This is a genomic window from Bradyrhizobium sp. USDA 4472 (assembly GCF_054058595.1).
On record NZ_JBSSAM010000001.1, the window covers coordinates 3,021,228 to 3,044,598 of the forward strand.

The following is a 23,371-nucleotide window of genomic DNA, read 5'->3' on the forward strand; positions in this document are numbered from 1 at the left end:
TCGTGCAAGGGCTCCTCGCAATGATGAGTGTGGCGATAGACAGAGCAAAACGAAACAACCAGGGAGACCTCCCATGAACGACATGGTCCTGCAAAAGCTCGAAGGCGGGCTGCTCACCATCACCATGAACCGGCCCGAGCGAAAGAACGCGCTGAACCCTGAGATGGTCGCAGGCCTGGTCGAGGCGGCGCGACGTGCGGCTGACGATCCGGACGTGCGGGCCGTGCTGTTCAAGGGAGCCGGCGGTTCTTTCTGCGTCGGCGGCGACGTCAAGTCGATGGCGGCCGGCCGCGCGCCGCTGCCGTTCGAGCAGAAGCTTGCAAACTTGCGCCGTGGCATGGAGGTGTCGCGCATCCTGCATCAGATGCCGAAGCCCGTGGTCGCGCAGCTCGACGGCGCCGCAGCCGGTGCCGGCCTGTCGATGGCGTTGTCGTGCGATCTGCGCGTCGCCTCGGAATCCTGCAAGATCACGACGGCTTTCGCCAAGGTCGGCTTCTCCGGCGATTACGGCGGCACCTATTTCCTGACCCAGCTGCTCGGCAGCGCGCGGGCGCGCGAGCTCTATCTGACGTCTCCCGTGCTGACCGCGAGGGAAGCACATGCGATCGGCATGGTGACCAGGGTCGTCCCCGACGCCGCGATCGACGCCGCCGCGCACGAGCTCGCAATGTCGCTGGCGCAAGGGCCCTCGATCGCGCTTGGCTTCATCAAGCGCAACATCAACAATGCCGAGCATTTGCCGCTGGAAGACTGCTTCGACGGCGAAGCGATCCATCACACCCGCTGCAGCGATACCGAGGATCACAAGGAAGCCGCCAAAGCCTTCGTCGAGAAGCGCAAGCCGGCCTTCAGGGGCGCATGACGATGGCCCCCTATATGCGGCTGCGACAGATCTGCCTGGTCGCGCCGCAGCTCGCGCCCGTCGTCTCCGACATCGCCGGGATCATGGGCCTTTCCGTCTGCTACCGCGACGGCAATGTCGCCAAATATGGCCTGGAGAACGCACTGCTCCCGGTCGACACGATCATGCTGGAAGTCGTCGCGCCGTTCAAGGATGGCACCACGGCGGGCCGCTTCATCGAGAAGACCGGCGGTCGTGGCGGCTATATGGCGATCTTCTGCTGCAACGATCCGGACGAGCGCGGCCGCCATGCGAACGCCATGGGCGTGCGCACCGCCAACGTGATCCACCACGCGCCCTATCACGGCGTCCAGCTCCACCCGCGCGACTGCCGCGCTGCCTTCATCGAGTTCAACCACACCGAAGGCAGCGACGATATTCTGGGCGCATATCCGCCGGCCGGACCGGACTGGCAAAGCTTCATCCGCAAGGATGTGACGCAGGCGCTGACAGCGGTCGAGATGCAGAGCCCGGATCCGCAGGGGCTGGCGGGGCACTGGGGCAAGATCATCGGGATTACCGCGAACGGCGATGCCGAACTGAAGCTGCCCAACGCAACCTTCCGTTTCGTGAAGGGTGCGAGCGAGATCATGAGCGCGCTGGAGTTTCGGGTAGCCGATGCAGCGAGTGTGTTGCATGCTGCGCGCGAGAAGGGGCTCGCAGTTGCGGGCAATGAATTCCTGCTCGGCGGAGTGACGTTTCGCGTCGGTTAATTCCTCGTAGTGATCCGTCACGCCCGCGCAATGGCGAAGCCATTGTCGCTGGAGGTGCTCGCCTCTTCGGCGAGCCTCGAAGGGCGACGGCCACCAGCCGGGCCGTTCATGCTCCGAGGCTCCTTGCACGGTGCTAAGCACCGTGCAACTCGCTCCTCAGGATGACGGGGTAGAGGGCCGTTTAGAGAAGGAGAGGGCGCTACCTTCCCTTGAAATTCGCGACGCGGCGTTCTTCCGTCGCCCGCACACCTTCCTTGAAGTCTTCCGTCGCACGCAATCTCGTCTGTTCTGCGAGCTCGTGGTTGGTCGCGGCCATGACGCGATCGGCAAGGCCCGCGCGCATCGTGGCGCGGGTGGAAAGCAGGCCGAGCGGGGAGCATTCGGCGATCTCGCCGGCGAGCTTCATCGCGGCCGATTTCACCTGGTCCTGCGGCACCAGCGCGTTGGCGAGGCCCCATTTATACGCCTCTTCGCCGGTGACGCGGCGGCTGGTGTAGAACATCAGCTCGGCGTTGTTCTTGCCGATCAGCTCGGGCAGCGTCGTCGTCAGGCCGAAGCCGGGATGGAAGCCGAGCTTTGTGAAGTTCGCGGAGAAGCGGGCTTCGGGGCAGGTGACGCGGAAATCCGCCGACACTGCGAGGCCCAGGCCGCCGCCGATGGCCGCTCCTTGCACCGCTGCAACGATCGGTTTCTTGGCGCGGAAGATGCGCACGGCCTGGATGTAGAGATGGTTGATCGGGCCGAGATTGTCGGCCGGGTCGCCCTTTGCTTTCCTCTCGGCTTCTTGCGCTTCCTGCGCCTGCCGCGCGGGATCGCCGAAATTGGCGCCGGCGCAGAACGCCTTGCCTTGCGCGGACAACACCGAGGCGCGGATCTCGATGTCACGGTCGAACTCGTCGAGCGCGTCGGCGATCTGGTTGATCAGCGAGATGTCGAAGAAGTTGAGCGGCGGTCTGCGGATCTCGATGGTGCCGACGTGCCCAACTTTCTCGACGCCGATATCCTTGTAGGTGGTCATGATGTCCTCGAAGGTTTAGCGGAGCCCAAGTCCGCGGGCGATGATGCCGCGCAACACCTCGGTGGTGCCGCCCTGGATGGTGAGTTTCGGCGCGGTCTTGATGGCGAAATCGAGCTGCCGTTCCAGCGTCTCGCGGTTGGTCGCGGTCTCCTCGACGAAGGCGGCGAGATCGCGCACGCGGTGCGGAAGCTGCTGCTCCCAGACCGTGCCGATGTCCTTGACGATGGAGGCTTCCACCACCGGCTCCTTGCCGGCCTGCAGCATGCCGGCCACCGAGACCGACATGCGCCGCATGGTGTGGAGCTGCGCCACGAGACGGCCGATGCCTTCGGCGCTGCGCGTGTCCGGATCAGGACCGACCGCACGGACCAGCTCGGTCAGCACGTAATAGGTTTCGAGGAAGCGCTCGGGGCCGGAACGTTCATAGGCGAGCTCCGACGTCGCCTGCTTCCAGGCACCATCGACCTCGCCGAGCACGTGATCGTCGGGCACGAAGAAGTCGGTGAAGACCACCTCGTTGAACTCGTACTGGCCGGTGATCTGGCCGATCGGGTTTACCTTGATGCCCGGCTGCTTCATCTTGACCAGAAATTGCGTCAGGCCGTGACGGCGGTTTTCCTTGGTCGGCGGCGAGGTCCGGAAGATCGCGATCATGTAGTCGGCGATATGAGCCGAGGAGGTCCAGATCTTGGTGCCGTTGATGAGATAACCGCCGTCGGTCTTGGTCGCGCGCGTCTTCGCGGCGAACAGGTCGGAGCCGGAGTTCGGTTCGCTCATGCCGATGGCAAAGCAGATTTCGCCGCGGCAGATGCGCGGCAAGATATCCATCTTGATGTGTTCGGGCGCGTATTTCAGCAGCACCGGACCGCTCTGGCGGTCGGCGACGAAGAACCGCCGCGTCGGCGCGTTGGCGACGCGCATCTCTTCCGTCACCACGTAACGCTCGAGGAAAGAGCGCTCCTGGCCGCCATATTTCTTCGGCCAGGTCATGCCGAGCCAGCCCTTGGCGCCCACCTTACGGGAAAATTCCGGGGCGTCGGTGTCTTCGCGGTTGGGCTTGTGCGGATCGAAGGTGCCGGCGGCGATCTCTTCGGCGAGGAACGCACGCACTTCCTTGCGTAATCGTTCGCAGTTCTCGGGCAGGCGGATCGGGTCGAAACGAAGGGCAGCGGTCATGTGTTTCGTCTCCCTGTCAGCGTGAAGCCACGAGCGGCCACAATTCATCGGCGCCTCTGGAGGCGACCAGCCTGCCGAGCTCGACCGCCCAGTAGCTCTCCGAGCCAAAATCGTCGCGCCACGCCAGCGCCCGCAGCGAGTAGCGGTGCAGGATATGCTCGATGGTGAAGCCGATCGCGCCATGAACCTGGTGTGCGATGGCACCGCCTTTTTCGGCTGCTTCCGCGCAGCGGATCTTTGCCGAGGCGGCTTCGAGATAAACTTCGTCGTCGAACGTCTTCGCGTTGGCGATGGCGTCGGCCGCCGATGTCGCGGCCGCAAGTGCTGCGGCAGACTCGCCCGCCAGGCGTGCGAGATTGTGCTGCACGGCCTGGAATTTCGAGATCTTCTTCTCGAAGGCGACGCGCTCGTTGGAATAGCGCACCGAGATGTCGAGCATCGATTCCAGGGCGCCGGCAATCTGGAGGCTGCGTGCGACGCCGCCCATCAGCATCAGCGTTGTCTGGTCAACGCCATCGGGCGCCGCCTTGATGGCGACGGGCTGGACCTTGTCGAGCGTGACGGTGTCGCTGTGATCGTAGCCGACGTTGAGCCCGGATGCGATCCGCCCCTTGCTTGCATCGACCAGCGCGATCGAGACGCCATCCGGCCCATGCGCGAGGACTGCAAAATGCCTGGCCGCTTTGGCAAAGGGGACGCCGCGGCAACGGCCGGAGAGCGCGCCGTCGGCATCAACAGTGATGCGATCCTTGGGCGAGGCCGGCAGCACGGTCATCTCGCCTTCGGGCGAGGTCATCTTCGCTTGCGCCAGCAGCCAGCCCGCCAGCATGGTCTCAGCCAAGGGAATCGCGACGGCGAAACGGCCGGCGGCGTTCAGCAAGGCAAAACCGTCCGCCAAGCTTGCGCCGGAGCCGCCGAGCTCGTCGGGCACCCAGGAGAGCGGCAAGCCGGCTTCGCTCAGGGCCTGCCAGAGCGGCGCCTGCCACGAATTCGTCTTGTCGTTGTTGATGGTTTGCGGATCGGCAAGATCGGCGAAGATCTTCTCCGCGGTCTCGACGACGATATTGTCACTCTCCGCCACAGCGTTCCCCGTTTTTGCCATTGGCGCGTCCTGCCCAATCGGGCCGACGCGCAGGTTCTTCTTGCGCCCGATGATCCGAAAAAGCCATGGCTCTGACAAGCGTTGATCGCAGGCCCATCTGCGGCACCGGCATGGAGGTGTGAGCGGTCTGGGCTAATTCCGCTTAGCGGAGTTTGCTGCGATTTGCAGCGCGCGGCAAACTCGCTAAACAGGGCACCACATTCAATCACGGGGAAGGACATCCGGATGGCCAAGGACAGTTTGTGCGCAATCGTGACGGGCTCCGCATCCGGCCTCGGTGCTGCGACTGCGCAAATTCTTGCCGCAAGCGGGGCGCGGCTCGTCATCAACTATTCGTCGAGCAAGACCGAAGCCGAAGCCACGGCAGAGCTCTGCCGCAAGGCCGGCGCCGCCGAAGTTCTGGTCGCGCAGGGCGACGTCTCGAAGGATGACGATTGCCGTAGAATCGTTGCGGCCGCCAGCGGCTGGGGCAAGCTCGACATCCTCGTCAACAATGCCGGCACCACCAAGCACGTTGCTCATGCCGATCTCGACGGATTGTCGGCGGAAGATTTCCAGCGTCTCTACGGCGTCAACACCATCGGCCCGTTCCAGATGGTGCGCGCGGCGCGCAACCTGCTCGAGGCGGCGTCGAAGGCGTCCGGGCGACCGTCGGCGGTGGTGAACGTCTCTTCGGTCGCCGGCATCAGCGGCGTCGGATCGTCGATCGCCTATGCCGCGAGCAAGGGCGCGCTCAACACCATGACACTGTCGCTGTCACGCGCACTCGCGCCGCTGGTCCGCGTCAACACCGTGTGTCCCGGTTATATCGACACGCCCTGGTTCACGAAGGGCCGCGGCGAGGCCGGCGCCAAGCAGGTGCGCGACAGTGTGGTGGCGAAGGTGCCGCTGAAGGTTGCCTCTTCAGCCGAGGACATCGCACAGCTCGTCTGCTTCCTGGCGATGCCGGCCTCCAGCAACATGACCGGCGAGGTCGTGCGCATGGATGCGGGGATGCATCTGATTACGTGAACCCGTCATTGCGAGCGAAGCCCAGCAATCCAGAAATCTGTCCCTAGAGACAGTCTGGATTGCTTCGTCGCATCAGCGCAAAATTGCTTCGCAATTTTGTCGCGGGCTCCTCGCAATGACGGAGCCTGAGGCGGCAACGTGCCTCTATCTCACGGCCTTCGGGCTACCCCTTGATCACGCCGCTCGCGACCAGCCGGTGCCAGATGAACAGCACCACCACCGCGCCGATCGTGGCCATGATGAATCCCGCGCCCTGATCAGGACCGTAATGGCCGATGGCCTGACCGACGAAGGTCGCCAGGAACGCACCGACGATTCCGAGGATGGTGGTGAGGATGAAGCCGCTGGGGTTGTTCGGCCCCGGCGCCAGGAAACGCGCGATCAGGCCGGCGACGAAGCCGACCACGATGATCCACAACAGGCCGCCCATGCTCATCTCAGTGCTCCCCTCGTTTTGACGAAAATCAGAGTCTGCCCGAGATCTCGTTCTCGGTCGGTAGCCGTCCATCCGGCGTCAAATGATCGACCACCTGCGGCAGGTATTGGCTGAGACCCGATAGCAGCTCGTCGCGCGACAGGCCGCTCTGCGCGGACAGACTCTGGATCTGATCGGCGCCGAGCGCATTGGCGAGATCGCCGGGGCTGATGGGCTTGTTCTCGCCCTTGCCAACCCAGCTGTTCGCGGTCTCGCCGTGGCCGCCCTGCTTGAGCTGGTTGAGGAGATCGCCGAGGCCTCCGCTCAGCACGGAGCCGGCCGCCCCGCCCGCGAGCAGGCCGCCGAGGCCGCCTTTGAGGACATCACCGATGCCGCCACCGCCAACACCACCGCCTGGGCCCGCATTCACGGGCGGCGGCACAGGCGCCGGCGCCGACTGCGGCGCGCCGCCCGGCTGGCCTGCCGTCAGATGCTTGAATGCCTTCCATGCGAGCAGGCCGAGGATCGCCATGGTCATCGGCGACATGCCGCCGGAAGAGCCTTGCGGGCTTGGGGTGCTCGGGCCGCGGGGTCCGTTCTGCATGCCGTTGAGGACGTCGAGTAGACCCATGATGTTCTCCTTTGGCGTTCTCGTCGGCGAGCTCTCGCCGGTGATAGGCCCCCATGCAAAAACATATGGGTGTCTCATGACGGTTACAAGGCAGATGCACTTTGGCCGCGATGGGCAGCCGGCCTCGCCTCCGGTCTAAGCCTCTGCTATCGAAAGCGCATCATTGTGGAGCAGGTCAGGTGGTGACGGATCGATCGATCGTGGTGGCCGGCGCGGGCGCCATCGGCTGTTTCGTCGGCGGCCAGCTGGCCGCCTCCGGCCGCCGCGTCGCGCTGCTGGTGCGGTCGCGGGTGAAGAGCGAGATCGAGCGGTTCGGTTTGCGGCTGACGGATTTCGACGGCTCCGAGAGGAAGCTCGGCCCCGGCCAGCTCGCGCTGTCGGAGGATCCGTCGATCCTCTGCGGCGCCGGCATCGTGCTGGTGACGGTGAAGAGCGCCGACACGGCCGATGTCGCCGATCAGATCGCGCAGCATGCGCCGCAGGATGCCGTCATCGTGTCGTTGCAGAACGGCGTCGGAAATGTCGCCGTGCTGAGGGAGCGCCTCGGCGGCCGGCGCGTGCTCGCCGGCATGGTGCCGTTCAATGTGGTCGCAATGGGCGAGGGGCGCTTCCATCGTTCCAGCTCCGGAGACATCCAGGTGGGTGAAGACGCGGACAACATTGCTGCCGCGCTGTCGGTGCCGGGTCTTGACCTGCGCGCGAGCCGCGACATCGCCGGCGTGCAATGGGGCAAGCTCATCATCAATCTGAACAACGCACTCAGCGCACTGTCCGACATGCCGCTTGCCGCCCAATTGGCGAACCGCGACTGGCGAAAACTGTTCGCCGACCAGATGGCGGAAGGCCTGGCTGCGCTGAGGGCCGCCGGCATCACGCCGGTGTCGTCGACGCCCATCCCGATGAACTGGACGCCGGCGATGCTCAGACTGCCCGACATGATCTTCAAAGCGATTCTGCGGCGGACCATGAAGATCGATCCGGAGGCGCGCTCCTCGATGTGGCAGGATCTGAAGCAGGGCCGCAAGACCGAAATCGACTATCTGCAGGGCGCGGTCATTGCGCTTGCCGAGCAGAACAATGTCGATGTGCCGCTGATGCGTCGCATTGCTGTGCTGGTCAAGGAGGCGGAGACGGCGGCTAAGGGCCCGCCCGGCCTTTCGCCTCAACAGATCCGTGGTGTGGTTTGAGTGGAGGAGCCGATGAAACGTTCTCTAGTGATCGGGCTCGGGCTGGCCGCGCTCTGCGGCGCCTCCCGCCTGGCGGAGGCCCGGCCGCCGACCGTCGTGAACTCGCCGGGCTACGACGCGCGCTTGCAGGAGAGCCGGAAGGCGCTGAGCAATTCACAGGCAACGACAGAACCGGTTGCGCCGGCGGTAACCCCACCGAAGCGTTCGAAGAAGAAGCAGACGCGCTGAGGGTCGGGCGCGAATCTCCATCCACTCGTCATTGCGGGCGCAGCGAAGCCGCAACGACGGATGTGGAGACAGCTTACCCCTTCTTGGCCGGCTTGCTCGGCGCCGGGCTGAACAGCTTCTTCAGGTCGCTGAGGCTTTCCGACAGCCGCGGCCATTCGCAGGAGAACGCGCCCTTGATGCAAGGGGCATTCTTCGGCCGCGCACCCAGCACCTTCGGGCGCTCCACCGGCACGGGCACGCGCTCGACCTCGGTTCGCAGCGCGACCTGCTGGAGCTGCTGCGCCTGCCGCTCGCGCTTCTGCTCCTGCTGCTCCTGCTGCTCCTGCCGCTCGCGCTGTTGCCGCGCCAGGGCCTCGGCGGCTTCATTGCTGCGGCGCTGATCGGCAAGATAGGCGGTGTAGGATTCGTCGATCTTCTTCTGCTCCTCCGGCGTCGGGTTGGGACCTGCGATGTCGAAGGTGCGGTCCTGGAGGAAGTCGTAATAAGTGTAGCCGCCGCCAGCCTTGCGCCGGCCGGCGAATTTGGCATTGCAGTCCGCAAGGGCTGCCGTCTTTTCGGCCTTGGTCGCGGATTTTTCGGCGGCGTCGGCGCATTCCTCGAAGTCGATAGGGGCGCGCTTCCACCATTCGGCGTGGGCATGCGGCGTGGTCAGCAGAAAAATTCCTGCTGCGGCAACGAGAAGTGGCGCCGCACGACGCGATGCAAACACGGACAACATTCTGCGAGAGCCTGAGAAACTCAACCCCAACTGAGTCGTCGCCGATTTTTGCCCCTTTCTCGTCGGCTTGTCACCCATGGAACTCGGGAAATTCATGGCTGGGTTGCTGACATTTTTTGCTTGACGTGGCTCGGGAGCCGCAGCCGCAGGGCGCATTTACCGGTTTGAATGCGAAGAGAAATTCTCATCATGAGAGCGTCGACCTGTTTCTCCGCCATCGCATTGGCGCAGGTTTGCGGCCGCGCACTGGCCGCGGACGAGAATGCACCGAACCGCAAGCCGGTGAACGTCCTCGCCGGTGCGGGGCTGTCGGTGGGCGGCATGTTGCCGCTCCACCTCTCCAGCGGCTGGTCGATACGCTGCCGGCGATCTCGCGCGCCATCATCGTGCTGCACGGACGCCTGCGCGATGCCGACGGCTACGATATGTCGGCGCATACCGCGCCGAGCGCGGCGGCATTGAAGGAGCGCTGAATGCAGAAGCTTGAAGGGTCGGCTCCGGCTGTTACACTTCGCTGCGCGACGCGGCCCATCCTGAGGCCCCGCCAAGAAAACGAAATGGAAACGCCTGATGCTGCTGCCCCTGTCCGATGTGCCGCGCTGGTACGCTCAACGCAAACCCGAGGGCGCCATCGCCGTCCAGCACGGTCGGGACAGACTGACATGGGACCAGCTCGAACGCGGTGCCAACAGGCGGGCGCGCGCGTTTGCGGCGAAGGGCGTCAAGCCCGGCGATTTCGTCGCGATCGGATTGCCCAACAGCAATGGGTTTTTCGAGACCACGTTCGCGGTATGGAAATGCGGTGCGACGCCCACCTCGCTGTCGTGGCGGCTGCCGCGCGGCGAAGCCGCGGCCGTGCTCGAGATTTTGAAGCCCGCGCTCGTGGTCGGCGGCGAGGCCGACTGGAATGCGCCGAACCGCTTGCCTGCGGATTTTGTGCCGAACGGCTTTTCCGATGAGCCGCTCGATCCCCCGGTCGCGCGCTACTGGAAGGCCATGACCTCCGGCGGCTCGACCGGGCGTCCCAAGGTGATCCTCGACCATCAGCCTGCGGTGACTGATACCCTCGCTGCGCCGCCGCTCAATATTCCCGCTGCAGTCTCGCTGCTCAATCCAGGCCCCCTTTATCATAATGCGCCGTTCATCGTGTCGCATTTTGCGCTGTTCGCCGGCGGCAAGCTGACCGGCCTCGTCAGGTTCGATGCTGAGGAGACGCTGCGCCAGATCGAGCGCGAGCGCGTGCAATGGGTCAATTTCGTGCCGACCATGATGCACCGGATCTGGGCGCTGCCTGATAAGGTTCGCAATGGCTATGACGTGTCGAGCCTTCAGACCGTGTTCCACATGGCAGCGCCGATGCCGCCCTGGCTGAAGGAAAACTGGATCGCCTGGCTTGGGCCGGACAGGGTCTGGGAGCTCTATGGCGGCACCGAGCGCCAGGGCGCCTGCATCATATCAGGTACCGAATGGCTGATGCATAAGGGCTCCGTCGGCAAGATCGCGGAGACGGCGAGGCTTCGCATCATCGGCGAGGACGGCAATGACGTCGCGCCCGGTGAGACGGGCGAGATCTATTTCCTCAACAACGACGGCAAGGACGCCACCTATCACTATCTCGGCGCCGAGCCGAAGCGCCGCGCCGACGGCTGGGAATCGCTCGGCGATATCGGCCGGCTCGACGCCGAAGGCTATCTCTATCTGGGCGACCGCCTCGCCGACATGGTGCTGCGCGGCGGTGCCAACATCTATCCGGCCGAGGTCGAGGCTGCCGTCTCCGCGTGCCCCGGCGTGCGCTCCTGCGTGGTGGTGGGCCTGCCTGATCCTGAGCTCGGCCAGCGCGTGCATGCCATCGTCGAGCCGGACCCCGGCGCGGACGGTCAGGTGATCGCAGACAGCATGGCGGATTTTTTGAAAGACCGGCTCAGCCGCTACAAGCATCCGGAGAGTTTTGAGTTCGTTAGCGCGCCGCCGCGTGACGATTCCGGAAAGGTTCGCCGCACGCTGTTGCGCGACGAGCGCGCGGCGTGGATGAAGGAAGGCCGCGCCTTCCGCATCATGCCCGCGCAGGCCCGGGCGCACGCCGAATAAGAGCCTCGGAAGGACTGAACCTCATGACGATCACCATCGCAGCGAACAGCGTGCCCAAGCCTCCCGCCGATATCATCGAAGGCTTCAGGAATGCACCAACCTCGATCATTTCGGACAATCTCAGCCGGCTGCCTGGCGCGGTCGGGCTGAAGCCCTATCATCGCAGCGGCAAGCTGGTCGGCGCGGCCTTCACGGTCAGGACCCGTCCCGGCGACAATCTTGCCATCCATCGCGCACTCGAGCTGGTCGGTCCCGGCGACGTCATCGTGGTCGATGGCGGCGGCGACGAGACCCGGGCCCTGGTCGGCGAGATCATGAAGAACATCGCGCAATGGCGCAAAGCCGAAGGCTATGTCATCGACGGCGCCATCCGCGACGTGGCCGCCTTCGCCGGCGACGACTTTCCCTGCTTCGCCCGCGCGGTGATCCATCGCGGGCCCTACAAGAACGGCCCAGGCGAGATCAACGTGCCTGTGACGGTCGGTGGCAGCGTGATCTCGCCTGGTGACATCGTGGTCGGTGATGAAGATGGCGTGGTGTCGTTTCCCGCCGCCGGCGCCGCGATGCTGCTGGAGGCGGTGCGTGTCCAGATCAGGCGCGAGGAGGAGACCCTGAAGGCGATCCGCGACGGGCGCTACCAGGGGGCTTATGGGAAATCCTGAGCGAGGCGGCGCTCAAGTCAAAGCGATCGCCGGATCGATCTAAAACCCAATCGGCTATCGTACCTTTCGAAGTGATTTCGCGTTCTCTGTTTCGATCAAGGCTTTCTGATATTTCCTACGGTGAGATTGCATCGAGTGGTGAGGAATCGCGCACTTGAGGTCGCTGCGAGTTCAGGAGCCGGCAATGGTCCAGCGTATACGTGAGCTTGAAAGGTGAATTCAAAGACCGGCTCTTGACCGCCTCTTGGCCGCGGTGAGCCAATCTGCCGCAAAATAAAATGGAGGGCGGCGAGGGCTTCCGATTCGGCCCTCGCTTTGATATGTACAGCTCCAGGCAACCCGTCTCCTTGGCGGGTTCCGCGGTCCCGTAGCTCAGCCGGATAGAGCGGCGGTTTCCTAAACCGTAGGTCGCATGTTCGAGTCATGCCGGGATCGCCACGCCGCTTAACGCAAAAAACCTCGTAAATTCCAGCGTTTCCCCGAGGTACGCGTTCGGTTCTGCCATCGATTTCGGCCTCGAAGGGCTGATTCCGTATGGTCCGTCCAGTACGTGGAGTTACAAGGGGTTACACAGGGTGACATCTGCTCCGTGCAACACGGATGCAACATGGAAGTGGCTGTTTGTTCGCTATCCCTCGACGGCCATTCCTGCCATCGAGACCTGGTTTCTGTCGCCCCGTTGCTCGCGTGACGGGGAACGAAAACGGCGGTCGAGACGCCGATAGGTCAAAGGAGTATCGCCGCGCGCGTGCCGCTGTGGCCTTCGGCAAACGTCCGCCTTGGAGGTCAGGTTCGACGATGTGCTTCGGCGCGCATCAGCTCGCGACGATGTCCTCTTGTCTTCTAAAGCGTGATGGCATTAAGTCCGATAGCCTGCATTTTTGAGGTAGTTGGCGCATTCGTCGGCGGTGAAGGCATCGAGTGCGCGGCCGATTGCGGCGCAGACTGCGTCGACGGTTCGCGCGGCAGCTTTGCGGAGCAGATGCTTGAGCTTGGCAAAGACCTGTTCGATCGGGTTCAGGTCGGGTGAGTATTTTGGCAGGAAGAACAGTTTGGCACCGACCGAACGGATGAGCTGGCGGACTGCTTTGCTCCTGTGGCTGCCAAGGTTATCCAGGACGACGATGTCGCCGGGTCGAAGGACGGGCAGAAGAACCTTCTCGACATAGGTGCGAAAGCTCACGCCGTCGATCGGCCCCTCGATGAACCACGGCGCATCGATCCGGTCATGGCGCAGGGCCGCCAGGAAAGTCATGGTCTTCCAGCGGCCGTGAGGAACCTTGGCGGAAAGTCTGTGCCCGCGCGGCGCCCATCCCCGCAAGGGCGCCATATCGGTCCTGGTCCATGTCTCGTCGATAAAGACAAGCCGCTCAGCTTCGACCCGACCTTGATATTTTGTCCACTGGGCTCGCCGTCGCGCGACCTCGGGTCGATCGCGTTCGCCAGCCGCCACGCTTTTTTTTGAAGCTCAGCTTCTCGGCATGCACGAAGTCCCACACCGAGTGGTAGTCGACCTTCAGGCCGCGACCGGCAAGTTCAGCAACGAGACCGCGTATGGTGAAATCGCCGTCCTTGATCCGCTGCGACAGCCAGACTGCATAGTCTCCTGAAACCGCCTTCGGCTTGTGACCGCCCATCTGGCCAGGCTTAACGCTGCCGGTCTCTTCGACCCGCTGCATCCAGCCGATTGCCGTGCTGATCGCCACCCCGAACTGCTTGGCCGCCTGATTACGCGACATCCCGCCCTCGATCGCGGCCACGACACGCTTGCGAAGATCCAGTGAATAAGGCTTGCCCATCCATGCTGGCCTCCTTCCAGCCAGCATGGTGAATCAGAAACTCACCGATTTGGGAATCCCAAATCGATTCAACCTAACCCCATCCCGCTTTAGAACCGCGCGTGGTCGCGCCGTGATTGATCTTCTCGAACATCTCGGCACGACGATACTGGCTCCGGACGTACAAGAGATCGCGTTCCGGATCTACGAGCACATAGAGATCTTCCCGCACGAGCCCCTGCTGCACGCTGACGTGGACAAGAGCGCCTGCCTTAATCCAGGCCGGCTCGCAATGAACGAAAGCGCCTTCGACCAGATCGAAGAACTTACCGCGAGAGTTTCTCAACGTCGCAAGTACGAATGAGCCGAGCTGCATCGGCGTGTCGTCGGCATCCCGATATTCGACGTTGACGAGAGGGCGTGCATCGCTCCTCCAGAGCGGCCCAATCCACCTGTCGACGATCGTTATGATGTCCAGAGCTCCAGTGTATCCGCTGGCTCTCAGGAGGATCGTGACGAGCGCGATAGCCATGATGCCGACCGCAATGGCTGCCGCAGCAAGGACAAAAGTCGATAGTTCATGGAAGAACGTCTCGCTCCACCCTGCGACCGGAGGTTTCGTCGTCAACTCACCGGCAGCCAAGCCGGCACTTGTCGCCAAGGCAGTAAGATCAAACAGAAGCTGACTAAGAAAATCGATGGACAGCACCAACGCAACCGACACGCCAGACATGATACGACCCCCTCGGGTTGAAGCCTCGATGGGATCGATTCGAACGGGCGCCGTTCAGTAGCGCAACAAGTGATGCGATGAAGATGCGAGCGTTCCTGCCCTATTGCCCCCCGCAGGAAGTAATTGGGGAAATACCCCTGTCGGACCTTTTCGGAGATGCTCGCTGCGAGAAATACTACTTACCTGATTCGCGGCCGAGTTGAAAAATACGGTCGACCGGGCTGGGGGCCTGATTGCTTAAAGCACCTGCCGATATTTTCGCGCTGTTCGATACTCAAGGTGACGACTTCAAGCGGGAAGTCTACCTGGAGGAGTTTGCGCTCTATCGCTGGACGTATGTGGCGGGCTTCCCCGCCCTCGTTCAAGCCTTGCTGCAGGCCGGCGAAGGATTCAGCAACCGCAAGGAAGTTCTTGAATACATCGTCGGACAGCGCGGCCGTACGATAGGCCTCCTGCCGCGTGAGTGGCGGAGCCTTTTCGAAGGGGGCAACTGGGATGACTTCAACGGCGGCCAGGTGGAAAGCGCTGCACGAGGCGAGCCGCTACGGCTGGACAAGGCATGTTGCTGCGTGCTTTCGGCCGAGCTCGCTCTGCATGGAGCGTTCGATGCAGGTCTACGCGGACTAGATCTCTACTCGTTCGTTCGATTGCGGCCCGCTATATATGTGTTCCGTGAGCTCGATGCGCGGCAAAGAAGCATTCTGCAACCGACAACGCTCGGTGCAGACGACGCTAAGCTCCACAAGCAATTGATCGATCGTGTTCGCGCGTCATCATCCGAGCCAAACGCCAAGGATGAGGAGAGGGCCAAATCCTTCTTGGCGCTTGCGGCGCAAGGGGCCGGCATGACGCTGCAGAATGCTCGTTCGATCAAGCAGTTCTTTCACGAAACGGGATGTGGTCACGTGTCCGTAGTGGCAATGCCGGATAGGACCAATGCCGGCCAAAAAGTTCGCGCCAAGAATTGCAATACGGCGGAGGGCAACTTCATCGATATCGAAGATAATTTCGCCGAAGCGCTTCGAAAAATCCGACGCTCCCCGTCAGGTCGCCGCAGGCGCGGCGCATAAGGAAAGCACGATTCCCTCTGGCTTGTTTCGGGCGGGGATCGGAACCCCCACAAGCGACACGAACCGGCGCTTGCTTCTGATGTCCATCGCATAGCTCTCGAGAACATGCCGACCGCGGTCGTCCCAGTCATCGACCGTCAGGATGCCGTGCTCGCGATAAAGGTGCTGGGCGAAGGCGACTAGGACCTTGTCGTCGGGAAAAAGCGCGACGAGAAGGATTTTGCTGCTGAAGGACCGCGGCCTGGATGGCCCGTGGCGATCAAATTGCACAAGACGGACGACGCGACCCATGACGCTCACTTCACAGCGGTATGCACGGAAACTACCTCGCTATGGTTAAGCGGCGATTAACCATGATTTTGGACCGGACGCGCTTAAGTCCACCAGCAGGAGTGTCGGTCTCTTTCAGTCGCTTTTGGTTCCCCATCGGAATTTGATGGTGGCGGCGAGCAGCGAGCACCAGGTCGTCCCCGTGGGGCAGAAGGGCTCGTTGGCACCCGGCTTCCCGCTCGGGAAATTCTGTGCTGAATTGGCCACTCCAGGTATGAGAATTTACCGATCGGGAAAAATACGCCTTGGTTCCGTGCTTCCCAAGAGGTAATTTCCCGCTCGGTAAATTTTGCTTGTGTGCCGAGGAAAAGACCCGTAATCTTCCCGCTCGGGAAAATTCAAATGGCCCTTACAACGACTGCAGAACTTGGCGAACTGATCCGGAACCGGCGCACCTCCTTGGGGCTCCGCCAGCAAGACTTGGCCTTGGCAGCTCGAGTAGGAGTCCGCTTCATCGTCGACATTGAGAACGGCAAGGAGACCAGCCAAGTTGGTCTTGTCCTCCGCCTGCTGCAGGCCCTTGGCATACGACTGATGCCGGAGATGAGCCCCGCGCCGTCGGCACGGCCGACGGCCGAGCCGTCCGAAGCCTTCGATCCCGACAACTTTTCAACGTCGCCATGACAAGCAAGCCGAAGACCGGCGGAGCCGGCGAAACCCTCGAAGTCCGCTATGGCGATATTCTCGTCGGATTGTTGCGTCGGCGCTCGGAAGAAATCCAGGACATTGAGCTCATCTATGACGAAGCATGGACCAAGGATCCGCAGGCCTTCGCCGTTTCTACCCGCATGCCTCTCGCGAAGCGCGTCCACGAACCGGACGTCGTGTACCGATGGTTTTTGAATCTTCTGCCCGAAGGCCGGACGCTAAAAACGGTCGGCACCATCCTGAAAATTCCGGAAGCGAACGTGTTCGCCCTGCTCGAAGAGTTGGGAGAAGATCTTCCTGGCGCGCTTGAAGTCTACCGGCCCGCCGGCGAGCGACCGAAGCGGACGCCGCGCTACAAGCGGCTTTCCGAAGCGGAACTCGCCGCGGCCATCCGGCGCCTTCCTGAGAAGCCGCTTCTCGTGGGCGAGGAAGGCATCCACATGTCGCTCGCCGGTGCGCAGGACAAACTCCCAGTGGTCCAGTATCCCGATGGGGGCATAGGTCTTGCGCTCGATGGTGCACCGACGACGCACATTCTAAAACCCGCCAACAAGCACTTCAACAATGCGGTAGAGAACGAAGCCTTCTGTCTTCGCCTGGCGGCGAAGGTGAAGCTGCCCGTCGCCGAATGCACGATCGGCAAGGCCGAGGACCTCGACTACCTGCTCGTGAAGCGCTACGACCGCGTGCCGCATGGACGCAGCCTCCGCAGAGTACACCAGGAAGATTTTTGTCAGGCTACAGGGCACATTCCTTCTACGAAGTACGAAACCAACCCGGCGACAAAGCTTCGCGGTCCGGGCCTGAAGGACTGCTTCGATGTCCTGAGGAAAACGGAAGCCGGCGCGTTCAATGCGGCGCGCTTCGTCGACTTGTTCCTGTTCAATGTCCTCTGCGGAAACGTTGACGCGCATTCAAAGAACTATTCCCTACTGCTGGAGCCCGGTGGCGCCGTGTCCATGGCTCCCCTCTATGACGTGATGAACGGCGACATCTATCCGGATGTCACTCGAAACCTAGCGATGAAGATCGCCGGCAAGAATCGCGGCCACCATATCCATGCTCGCCACTGGGATCGGATGGCGGACGAGAACCACCTTTCAGGCGCTCAGGTAAGGCGCCGCGTCGGTGAATTGTCGCAAGCCGTCCTCGACGCTCTTCCGTCCGTGGTCGAAGAGTTGGACGCGTTGAAAAAGTCCCCGGTATATCAGCAGCTATCCGATTACATTGCCGGCTACTGCCGCGATATGCTGCGAAATCTGAAAAACGACGTTGAGGACGACGCAGACGAAGAGCCGGAGTCCAAGATCGCACCGCGTCCGCCCGGCTTTTCCTGATGGAGCGTCGACACTAGGGGGTCGAACGCCCTGACCCTTGCTCAGCCCTAATCCAATTCATTCGTGGTGTTGCTGCGTTGACGAAGATGGCCACACCGAGGGGAGGGCCGCGGGCGACTTTCCGAGGTTAAAAGCTCGGTCGTGACCGCGCCGATCCGCCGTTCACCAAGTGTGACAGGTCATCCCCGCGAGCTTCCGCCCATTGAGCCTCATTTCGCCACGAACTGGAGAGTCCTGCGTGCGAAGCGGCTTCCCATCAATAGAAAATCGATGGTCACGGGCAGAGCGCCGGCTTCAGACGGAATGATGACGAAGGATGCCGCCGTCTGCTCTTTTCCTGCGGCAAACTCAACTACGTTTTCCGTAGGCGGCTCTATACGGGCTCGTGGAGCCCCGACCCGTATCGAAAAAGTGAGAGCGGTTGGCCAAGGCTTCAACGTATCGAGCACCGTCGGTCTCTCAAGCTTAGAGTCAACCACTCGTATGGCGCGGTTCAAAGCTGCGACGATCCTCAAAGGTTTGCGCTGCCCGATGGTCGATAATTCGTGATGATCTGTCGCGATCTCCGTAACGCACGGGACGCGTTCGCTTTGCAGAAAATCTGCGATGGTCTGTGTCGGCGCGAACTCCTTCAGCGCGATCGACAACAACATGAAAGACGCACGTCGTTCCTGGTCCGGACCGGCGATCAGCACCGGGACGGCCGCTCTTGCCGCTGCCAGTGCAAATCTGTTCGAGTTGCCATCTTTCGTCGGCCGAGAGGCGAGATCAGAAAGGCGCGCCAGTTCCATGCGCGTTCGGTCGTAATCAGGGCGCGATTGTAGGCAGGCCTGTAGGCCTCGAATTGCCTCAAGGACCGATGTCTTACTTTTCTGGGACGGTTCAATAGACACGCGCGAAACCTCCCTCGGGCGCTTTTTCGCGACCGGCTCGGATTCTCGTACGACAACGGTCAACTGCGAGAATGGCTTGTCCACGCGGCCGGAGCGGCCTCTCCCGTGCACCGCGGAACGCTTCATCTTGAGGCCTTGGCCGACGTGAGCCTCGCTGACCACCAAGCGGTCTACATCAAGATCGTGATTGTTCTCGGCGTTCGCTATGGCTGATTGAAGACATTTTTTGACGTCTACTGCGACACGTTTACGCGCAAACTGCAGGTCAGACAGCGCGCTTACCGCGGACTTGCCGCGGATCAACGCCGCAACCAGATTTAGCTTCTGAGGCGACACGCGTAGCATCCTGGCGGTCGCCCTGGCTTCGACCGTAGCGACCGACTTGCGCTTCTCTTTCGCGACATTGCGGCGGACGTGATGCGATTCCGCTGCTTGAAAAGCGTGCTTGTGCCGATGGCGTTCGTCGACTTGTGCGTCCATCAGGCCGCCATGTCCATGATATGGTCACCGAATGTGAAGCGGTAGCACAGCGCTCGCACCGTCTCTTCGTCGGAGACGCTGACGGCCTGCTTGGCGTTGCCATACGCCTTGATCGGATCTTCGCCAGTCAAATAGGCCGCGTAGAACGCACTTGCGAATTTCTCCGCCAAATCGCTGTGCAGTAACATATCCACGAAGATGCTGCATCCGACACGCACGGCGAACGCCGCAGCCACGCCAGCATGCAAAAGCATCGTACCTCTACCTAGCGAGCACAGATTGAAGAAGCCGAGCTCCATCGCCGCTCGGCTGGACTGAACGTTCGATAGCACATCGCCCACCTCCAACTTCTCGGAGCAGACGTCGTTTGCCACTTGAATGGCCGCGCTCCAATCTGGCCCCGGTCGCCCTTGGACGGACAGCGGCGGGATCAGATGGCTCGCCACGTGTATGACGCTCGGATCCGTCGTCATCCACAATGCGTCGAACTCGGTCGGGCAGTGTGCGATGACCGAATTCATGTCTTTTGGAAATCGCTGCAGAGCGACCGCGTTGCCTGTTGCATGACTTTCGATGCAAGCCATTTCGGCAATCATCGGTTGGTCGTTGCCGTGAATGGCGAACATTCTGCGGGCAGGCCACACTGGCGGAAGTCCGCCGCTCAAGTTTACACGCTGAAGAACCAGTTGTCGGGAGCCGAGGAAATCGGAGACGTTGGCGGAAGCCCCCGGCTTGACGAGGTGCAGGAAATTCCAAGGCGCATGCACGTATTCTGAGTCGATAACGACCATCCCGCCCTTGGCAGATAGCCAGGCGAGCGCTTCGGCTTTGAGCGCCGGATCCGGCTGTCCGCCGGCCGCGTCCCAAACCGTTCCCAGCAGGGAGTCGAGGAAGAGCCAGCCCAAGTTGGCGGCCGCCCTTAGCTCATCGCTCTGGTTGCCCATCCGCGCCATGTATCTTTCGATCTTGTGCCGGATGGCATCGGCATACGAATGGAGGGTCGCGATGACGTCACGGCTCTCGAACGTGAGCGTTCGCTTGGTGTCCTCGTGCGTGACCCTTCCAGTGATGTGTCCGATGGTGGGTTGCTGCAGAGAAATCGTGACGAGCGGGAGAGGCATAAAACGCGTCTGCTGGTAAAAAACGAAGGTGCAATCTTCGGTAAGCATTACCTAAACGTCATTCCATATCAACCGCTAATCCTGACGACTCGCCGGCTACGTCCACAAGCCCACGTTTGAGTGCGGCCGCCGCCGACCGTCGGCACCCGTTTAGAGAAGACTAGCCGCGCCGCGGAAAAACGACTGCGGTGACGATCGATTGGTCAGCGGATGGCGATGCGTCAGGCAGCCAATCTTGAGTTGTCCACTGGAACCTCGGTTGCGTTTGACTCCAAAAGAGTCTACATTATGTGTGGTCGGCTGGGCGGGGGCACCCCACATGACGTTGCGCGATCCGGGATATGCCGAAGATATATCCATACCTGGACGTGGTCGGCGCCGACCGTTTCAAGAGATATGCTGCAAAATGCGGGCTTTCGGCGTCGAGTCTGACGAGGATGTTGCTCGTTCGCCGTCTGGCCAAGCCCTCGCAAGGTCCTGTGTTTCTTCCGAAATCGCCCCCAAACAGAGGCAAGATCGTTGTCACCCTGCCGCTGCCGCTATTGAACGCCGTGGAGACCTACGCCGCCGGGTACGGCGGGACCGCACCGCACATCGCGGCTTTGGAAATCTTGGCCGAAATCGAGCAGCGCACGTTGGAACACTTCTTGCTGAAGGGGTAACCCTAAGCCTCAGGTTATTCCCCACCCGCTCGCGAAAAATGGCAGTATTGGAGCTTTCCGCCGTAAGAACCGTCTCGCCTCAGCCTAGTTGTTTTTGTGAATCATTTTTCGGGTTTCGTGCGGCATGAGTTTTGAACCAACGAGATCTAGTCGGATCGGTTCGCGGCAGCCTCGGCAGCACGACGGTCGGCATATCTGGATTTTGGCGGGTGTCGGCGACGCGCCCGAACAGGCTTCGCTACAATTCTCTCCGGGCACGATTTTCCTGCGCGCTTTCGACGGACTGGAAGTCGCGCTGGCCGGCGAGGTGCTGCTGACCGATCCGCGCCGATCCATTTCCCCGAAGTCCAGCCGTGGAGCGCCGATCGAAGGCAGGTATGCTTTGACCGGGCCGAGAGCCGGCTGGCGGCCCGCGGGCGGCGCGACGGCAGAGTCGCCTGATGGAAGGTACGTTGCGGAATTGATGGAGTTGCTGGCTATCGATCGTGAAAGTGCGCCGGCCTGGCTCATGAGTGCGATCGGACAGGCGCTCGTTTCTCTACGACAGAATAAGTCGCTCAGAACATTCTATGCCGCGCTTCTGGCGCAAGGTGTCGCGACTTCGGTATGCGCAGGACAATGGGGGACATGCGACTTCGACGAGTGGCGATTCCGTGGTCACGCACGATCCATTGATCGTTACGTGAGGAAGCTGTTTGCGATCAAATGCACGGCGCGCGCAGGGGCGCGTAATGCCGAATTGACGGCACCGTCCAACCTGTCCGACATGTGTCACACGGTGATGCCGAGTGCGTATTTTGTATGCGTTCGGAATAGCAGTGTTCAGAAGCGCGGGGATGGTTTGGACGTTGACGTCGAGGTGGAGGCCGGCCACGTTCCGCCGGCGGACTGGATACCTCAGGGGATGCGTAGTACCGCAAGATTCGAGATCGAGCCGCCCGGCGCAGCGAGCCGATCTACGCTCGTCGTTCCTTCCGGACAACGTAGCAGCACGCAGAAGCTTCACTTCAATACTCACTTCAAAAAAGGGCAGGCGCACATAACCGTGCTGGACGAGCACAAGCGCCGCTATGATCTGCCGATTGATCTTGCCTGACACGCTCGGTAAGACCGGAAAAGCAGGGGCGTGGACGGGACGATTTGCGCAGTTCGCATGCGATCAAATTCACGCATCATCGAGAGCGCTCGGCATCTCCTTTGACCGCAGCCAAAGGTGAACGCGACCTGATCAGTAAGCGGATGGGGCCGGCTACACACGACGAGTCGCCCTATCGACATACATCGCCTTCTACCAACCGTGCGATTGGCTTACAATCTGTGGCAGATCCGAGGGTCCGAGATGCCATACTTCGACCAGGACAAGATTCACGAAATCCACGAAAGAGCGGTCCGCGCCGGACTCGCTCAGAGGCGCGAAGACCTTTTGGCCGGATTGAGCTTGGCATTCATTTCCGAACTGGACAACGTGCAGAACGCGGCCGGCCAAATGCTACGCGATCTTAGCAGACTGAACAGAACCGATCCGATCGATGGCGAAATTCCTTTGGAGCGGCTGCTTCGAAATGCGGCCTACCTCTCTGCGTTTCGGCCCGATGACCGATCGTTTTTTAGGGACCGCGCCGACGAGGTTACCGCAAAGCGGCCGACAGTTGACAAGCCCGATCAGCAGCTCCGCGAGGCGATTCCCGAACGTATTCTTTTTACGAGCGATATGGTTTCGTTCGGCTTCCTGAAGGGTGCCGAACTGGTCGGAAGGGGGACCGCTCGGCTCAGGGTCGGACAGATCGAAAACGATGCCCCCAGAACCTATACCTCCGGCAAACCCGTCGTGGCTTCAGGAACCTGCTGGCTGATCGGGTCTCGGCACGTGATCACAAACCATCACGTTGTCCGAGCGCGAGCGCGAGGTGAAGCGCCGCCGAGTGCACAGGACTTCGCGCGGCAGGCCGCAGGAGCAACCGTCCAGTTCGATTACGATTTCGACGGCGTCGATGGAACGATCATTCGGGCTAAATCCCTTTGCGCGGCTGACGAAAAACTTGATTATGCGGTACTGGAATTGTCTGAGGATCCGAAACGGGCTCCTCTTCCTCTCTGGCATGGTCCGCTCGAGTTGCCAGCCGGCAGCCGAATGGCCGTCAACATTATTCAGCACCCGGGCGGTGCGGCGAAGCAGATGGCGCTACGCAACAATCTAGCCGTGCTCTTAAATGAGCGCGATCTTGCATATTTCACAGACACCGAGGAAGGCTCCTCGGGATCCGCAGTGTGCAACGACAATTGGCAAGTAGTGGCCCTGCACAAGCACAGCGATCCGACCTTGGGGACATTCAACTATCAAGGCAAGACTACGGCTTGGATCAACACGGGAACGCGCATCGACCTGATCATCGAGGACCTTAGGCTCAATCATGCCAAGTGCTGGAAAGATATCGGCGTGGATGGCTGGAAGGAAAAGTGAGGCATTGC

Annotated in this window: 24 protein-coding genes, 1 tRNA gene and 1 pseudogene; 14 read left to right on the forward strand and 12 right to left on the reverse strand. The window is 61.7% G+C overall.

The annotated features are described in order from the left end of the window. Nucleotides 1-73: 73 nt before the first annotated feature. Both ACVWZ4_RS13820 and ACVWZ4_RS13825 read left to right on the forward strand, forming a co-directional pair. On the forward strand, nt 74-862 hold the full coding sequence (locus ACVWZ4_RS13820; RefSeq protein WP_456700113.1) for an enoyl-CoA hydratase: 789 nt from the start codon (nt 74-76) through the stop codon (nt 860-862). 2 nt (nt 863-864) lie between these two features. Further along, nucleotides 865-1,614 (forward strand): hypothetical protein, encoded by a 750-nt coding sequence (locus ACVWZ4_RS13825; RefSeq protein ID WP_456705101.1) that lies wholly within the window; start codon nt 865-867, stop codon nt 1,612-1,614. Between the two features lie 199 nt (nt 1,615-1,813). On the opposite strand, the gene ACVWZ4_RS13830 is transcribed toward ACVWZ4_RS13825, so the two are convergent. Genes ACVWZ4_RS13830 through ACVWZ4_RS13840 form a run of 3 tightly spaced genes read right to left on the reverse strand, consistent with a single transcriptional unit; the run spans nt 1,814 to nt 4,889 of the window. After that, complete coding sequence (locus ACVWZ4_RS13830; protein WP_456700112.1) at nt 1,814-2,632, reverse strand: enoyl-CoA hydratase/isomerase family protein; 819 nt, start codon at nt 2,630-2,632, stop codon at nt 1,814-1,816. Nucleotides 2,633-2,647: 15 nt separating this feature from the next. Further along, entirely contained in the window at nt 2,648-3,808 is a 1,161-nt protein-coding gene (locus ACVWZ4_RS13835) for an acyl-CoA dehydrogenase family protein (RefSeq protein ID WP_456700111.1), read from the reverse strand. Between the two features lie 16 nt (nt 3,809-3,824). Then, the gene (locus tag ACVWZ4_RS13840) at nt 3,825-4,889 is read right to left on the reverse strand and encodes an acyl-CoA dehydrogenase family protein (RefSeq protein WP_456705100.1); all 1,065 of its coding nucleotides are present in this window, start codon (nt 4,887-4,889) and stop codon (nt 3,825-3,827) included. 246 nt (nt 4,890-5,135) lie between these two features. Here ACVWZ4_RS13840 and ACVWZ4_RS13845 point away from each other — a divergent pair, with 246 nt between their 5' ends. Further along, nucleotides 5,136-5,921, forward strand: a complete 786-nt coding sequence (locus ACVWZ4_RS13845) for an SDR family NAD(P)-dependent oxidoreductase (protein ID WP_456700110.1) — start codon at nt 5,136-5,138, stop codon at nt 5,919-5,921. A 163-nt stretch (nt 5,922-6,084) separates the two neighbouring features. Here the strand turns inward: ACVWZ4_RS13845 and ACVWZ4_RS13850 are convergent, their stop codons facing one another. Continuing rightward, nucleotides 6,085-6,357: a GlsB/YeaQ/YmgE family stress response membrane protein gene (locus ACVWZ4_RS13850; protein WP_200470495.1), complete on the reverse strand. Its 273-nt coding sequence runs from the start codon at nt 6,355-6,357 to the stop codon at nt 6,085-6,087. A gap of 28 nt (nt 6,358-6,385) precedes the next feature. Next, nucleotides 6,386-6,967, reverse strand: coding sequence for a YidB family protein (locus tag ACVWZ4_RS13855; RefSeq protein ID WP_456700109.1), 582 nt, complete (start codon nt 6,965-6,967; stop codon nt 6,386-6,388). A gap of 179 nt (nt 6,968-7,146) precedes the next feature. On the opposite strand from ACVWZ4_RS13855, the gene ACVWZ4_RS13860 reads away from it, so the two are divergent. Continuing rightward, nucleotides 7,147-8,154, forward strand: coding sequence for a 2-dehydropantoate 2-reductase (locus ACVWZ4_RS13860; protein ID WP_456700108.1), 1,008 nt, complete (start codon nt 7,147-7,149; stop codon nt 8,152-8,154). Between the two features lie 12 nt (nt 8,155-8,166). After that, on the forward strand, nt 8,167-8,382 hold the full coding sequence (locus ACVWZ4_RS13865) for a hypothetical protein (protein WP_456700107.1): 216 nt from the start codon (nt 8,167-8,169) through the stop codon (nt 8,380-8,382). 73 nt (nt 8,383-8,455) lie between these two features. Here the strand turns inward: ACVWZ4_RS13865 and ACVWZ4_RS13870 are convergent, their stop codons facing one another. Together ACVWZ4_RS13870 and ACVWZ4_RS13875 are read right to left on the reverse strand one after the other, a co-directional pair. Next, on the reverse strand, nt 8,456-9,100 hold the full coding sequence (locus ACVWZ4_RS13870; RefSeq protein WP_456740604.1) for a hypothetical protein: 645 nt from the start codon (nt 9,098-9,100) through the stop codon (nt 8,456-8,458). Nucleotides 9,101-9,192: 92 nt separating this feature from the next. Then, a complete protein-coding gene (locus tag ACVWZ4_RS13875; RefSeq protein ID WP_456790138.1) occupies nt 9,193-9,423 on the reverse strand; it encodes a hypothetical protein in 231 nt (76 codons plus the stop codon). Nucleotides 9,424-9,670: 247 nt separating this feature from the next. On the opposite strand from ACVWZ4_RS13875, the gene ACVWZ4_RS13880 reads away from it, so the two are divergent. From ACVWZ4_RS13880 to ACVWZ4_RS13890, 3 genes are all read left to right on the forward strand, one after another. Next, nucleotides 9,671-11,188, forward strand: coding sequence for an AMP-binding protein (locus ACVWZ4_RS13880; protein WP_456740606.1), 1,518 nt, complete (start codon nt 9,671-9,673; stop codon nt 11,186-11,188). Nucleotides 11,189-11,211: 23 nt separating this feature from the next. After that, nucleotides 11,212-11,850 (forward strand): RraA family protein, encoded by a 639-nt coding sequence (locus tag ACVWZ4_RS13885; RefSeq protein WP_456737012.1) that lies wholly within the window; start codon nt 11,212-11,214, stop codon nt 11,848-11,850. Nucleotides 11,851-12,211: 361 nt separating this feature from the next. Then, nucleotides 12,212-12,288: transfer RNA gene (locus tag ACVWZ4_RS13890), tRNA-Arg, on the forward strand. A gap of 421 nt (nt 12,289-12,709) precedes the next feature. Here ACVWZ4_RS13890 and ACVWZ4_RS13895 read toward each other — a convergent pair. Continuing rightward, a protein-coding gene (locus ACVWZ4_RS13895) for an IS630 family transposase (RefSeq protein ID WP_456790139.1) occupies nt 12,710-13,649 on the reverse strand; the annotation gives its coding sequence in 2 pieces (ribosomal slippage) (nt 12,710-13,312 and nt 13,314-13,649; 939 coding nt in all). A gap of 73 nt (nt 13,650-13,722) precedes the next feature. Then, complete coding sequence (locus ACVWZ4_RS13900) at nt 13,723-14,361, reverse strand: hypothetical protein (protein WP_456790140.1); 639 nt, start codon at nt 14,359-14,361, stop codon at nt 13,723-13,725. A 233-nt stretch (nt 14,362-14,594) separates the two neighbouring features. On the opposite strand from ACVWZ4_RS13900, the gene ACVWZ4_RS13905 reads away from it, so the two are divergent. Further along, nucleotides 14,595-15,431, forward strand: a complete 837-nt coding sequence (locus ACVWZ4_RS13905; RefSeq protein ID WP_456790141.1) for a hypothetical protein — start codon at nt 14,595-14,597, stop codon at nt 15,429-15,431. On the opposite strand, the gene ACVWZ4_RS13910 is transcribed toward ACVWZ4_RS13905, so the two are convergent. Further along, nucleotides 15,405-15,722, reverse strand: a complete 318-nt coding sequence (locus ACVWZ4_RS13910; RefSeq protein ID WP_456790142.1) for a hypothetical protein — start codon at nt 15,720-15,722, stop codon at nt 15,405-15,407. The two genes, ACVWZ4_RS13905 and ACVWZ4_RS13910, sit on opposite strands and share 27 nt — an antisense overlap. A gap of 381 nt (nt 15,723-16,103) precedes the next feature. On the opposite strand from ACVWZ4_RS13910, the gene ACVWZ4_RS13915 reads away from it, so the two are divergent. Both ACVWZ4_RS13915 and ACVWZ4_RS13920 read left to right on the forward strand, forming a co-directional pair. Further along, complete coding sequence (locus ACVWZ4_RS13915; protein WP_456790143.1) at nt 16,104-16,385, forward strand: helix-turn-helix transcriptional regulator; 282 nt, start codon at nt 16,104-16,106, stop codon at nt 16,383-16,385. Then, entirely contained in the window at nt 16,382-17,746 is a 1,365-nt protein-coding gene (locus ACVWZ4_RS13920) for a HipA domain-containing protein (protein ID WP_456790144.1), read from the forward strand. The genes ACVWZ4_RS13915 and ACVWZ4_RS13920 overlap by 4 nt, the downstream gene beginning before the upstream one ends. A gap of 929 nt (nt 17,747-18,675) precedes the next feature. On the opposite strand, the pseudogene rplV reads toward ACVWZ4_RS13920, so the two are convergent. Together rplV and ACVWZ4_RS13930 are read right to left on the reverse strand one after the other, a co-directional pair. Then, nucleotides 18,676-18,984 (reverse strand): annotated as a pseudogene (gene rplV, locus ACVWZ4_RS13925) (50S ribosomal protein L22); the annotation flags it as partial. Nucleotides 18,985-19,118: 134 nt separating this feature from the next. Further along, nucleotides 19,119-20,288: a hypothetical protein gene (locus tag ACVWZ4_RS13930; RefSeq protein ID WP_456790145.1), complete on the reverse strand. Its 1,170-nt coding sequence runs from the start codon at nt 20,286-20,288 to the stop codon at nt 19,119-19,121. Nucleotides 20,289-20,581: 293 nt separating this feature from the next. Here ACVWZ4_RS13930 and ACVWZ4_RS13935 point away from each other — a divergent pair, with 293 nt between their 5' ends. From ACVWZ4_RS13935 to ACVWZ4_RS13945, 3 genes are all read left to right on the forward strand, one after another. Further along, nucleotides 20,582-20,902: a hypothetical protein gene (locus tag ACVWZ4_RS13935; protein ID WP_456790146.1), complete on the forward strand. Its 321-nt coding sequence runs from the start codon at nt 20,582-20,584 to the stop codon at nt 20,900-20,902. A 124-nt stretch (nt 20,903-21,026) separates the two neighbouring features. Then, complete coding sequence (locus ACVWZ4_RS13940) at nt 21,027-21,998, forward strand: hypothetical protein (RefSeq protein WP_456790147.1); 972 nt, start codon at nt 21,027-21,029, stop codon at nt 21,996-21,998. 243 nt (nt 21,999-22,241) lie between these two features. Beyond that, complete coding sequence (locus tag ACVWZ4_RS13945; RefSeq protein ID WP_456790148.1) at nt 22,242-23,363, forward strand: trypsin-like peptidase domain-containing protein; 1,122 nt, start codon at nt 22,242-22,244, stop codon at nt 23,361-23,363. Nucleotides 23,364-23,371: the final 8 nt, after the last annotated feature.

What these genes read in the sequence shown, in the direction of transcription:
- ACVWZ4_RS13835 (WP_456700111.1), bottom strand. Translation starts at nt 3,808, where the DNA reads ATGACCGCTGCCCTTCGTTTCGACCCGATCCGCCTGCCCGAGAACTGC.
- ACVWZ4_RS13880 (WP_456740606.1), top strand. Translation starts at nt 9,671, where the DNA reads ATGCTGCTGCCCCTGTCCGATGTGCCGCGCTGGTACGCTCAACGCAAA.
- ACVWZ4_RS13825 (WP_456705101.1), top strand. Translation starts at nt 865, where the DNA reads ATGGCCCCCTATATGCGGCTGCGACAGATCTGCCTGGTCGCGCCGCAG.
- ACVWZ4_RS13885 (WP_456737012.1), top strand. Translation starts at nt 11,212, where the DNA reads ATGACGATCACCATCGCAGCGAACAGCGTGCCCAAGCCTCCCGCCGAT.
- ACVWZ4_RS13830 (WP_456700112.1), bottom strand. Translation starts at nt 2,632, where the DNA reads ATGACCACCTACAAGGATATCGGCGTCGAGAAAGTTGGGCACGTCGGC.
- ACVWZ4_RS13900 (WP_456790140.1), bottom strand. Translation starts at nt 14,361, where the DNA reads ATGTCTGGCGTGTCGGTTGCGTTGGTGCTGTCCATCGATTTTCTTAGT.
- ACVWZ4_RS13945 (WP_456790148.1), top strand. Translation starts at nt 22,242, where the DNA reads ATGCCATACTTCGACCAGGACAAGATTCACGAAATCCACGAAAGAGCG.
- ACVWZ4_RS13920 (WP_456790144.1), top strand. Translation starts at nt 16,382, where the DNA reads ATGACAAGCAAGCCGAAGACCGGCGGAGCCGGCGAAACCCTCGAAGTC.
- ACVWZ4_RS13930 (WP_456790145.1), bottom strand. Translation starts at nt 20,288, where the DNA reads ATGCTTACCGAAGATTGCACCTTCGTTTTTTACCAGCAGACGCGTTTT.
- ACVWZ4_RS13845 (WP_456700110.1), top strand. Translation starts at nt 5,136, where the DNA reads ATGGCCAAGGACAGTTTGTGCGCAATCGTGACGGGCTCCGCATCCGGC.
- ACVWZ4_RS13915 (WP_456790143.1), top strand. Translation starts at nt 16,104, where the DNA reads ATGGCCCTTACAACGACTGCAGAACTTGGCGAACTGATCCGGAACCGG.
- ACVWZ4_RS13910 (WP_456790142.1), bottom strand. Translation starts at nt 15,722, where the DNA reads ATGGGTCGCGTCGTCCGTCTTGTGCAATTTGATCGCCACGGGCCATCC.
- ACVWZ4_RS13855 (WP_456700109.1), bottom strand. Translation starts at nt 6,967, where the DNA reads ATGGGTCTACTCGACGTCCTCAACGGCATGCAGAACGGACCCCGCGGC.
- ACVWZ4_RS13935 (WP_456790146.1), top strand. Translation starts at nt 20,582, where the DNA reads ATGCCGAAGATATATCCATACCTGGACGTGGTCGGCGCCGACCGTTTC.
- ACVWZ4_RS13940 (WP_456790147.1), top strand. Translation starts at nt 21,027, where the DNA reads ATGAGTTTTGAACCAACGAGATCTAGTCGGATCGGTTCGCGGCAGCCT.
- ACVWZ4_RS13850 (WP_200470495.1), bottom strand. Translation starts at nt 6,357, where the DNA reads ATGAGCATGGGCGGCCTGTTGTGGATCATCGTGGTCGGCTTCGTCGCC.
- ACVWZ4_RS13875 (WP_456790138.1), bottom strand. Translation starts at nt 9,423, where the DNA reads ATGCCGCCCACCGACAGCCCCGCACCGGCGAGGACGTTCACCGGCTTG.
- ACVWZ4_RS13820 (WP_456700113.1), top strand. Translation starts at nt 74, where the DNA reads ATGAACGACATGGTCCTGCAAAAGCTCGAAGGCGGGCTGCTCACCATC.
- ACVWZ4_RS13870 (WP_456740604.1), bottom strand. Translation starts at nt 9,100, where the DNA reads ATGTTGTCCGTGTTTGCATCGCGTCGTGCGGCGCCACTTCTCGTTGCC.
- ACVWZ4_RS13865 (WP_456700107.1), top strand. Translation starts at nt 8,167, where the DNA reads ATGAAACGTTCTCTAGTGATCGGGCTCGGGCTGGCCGCGCTCTGCGGC.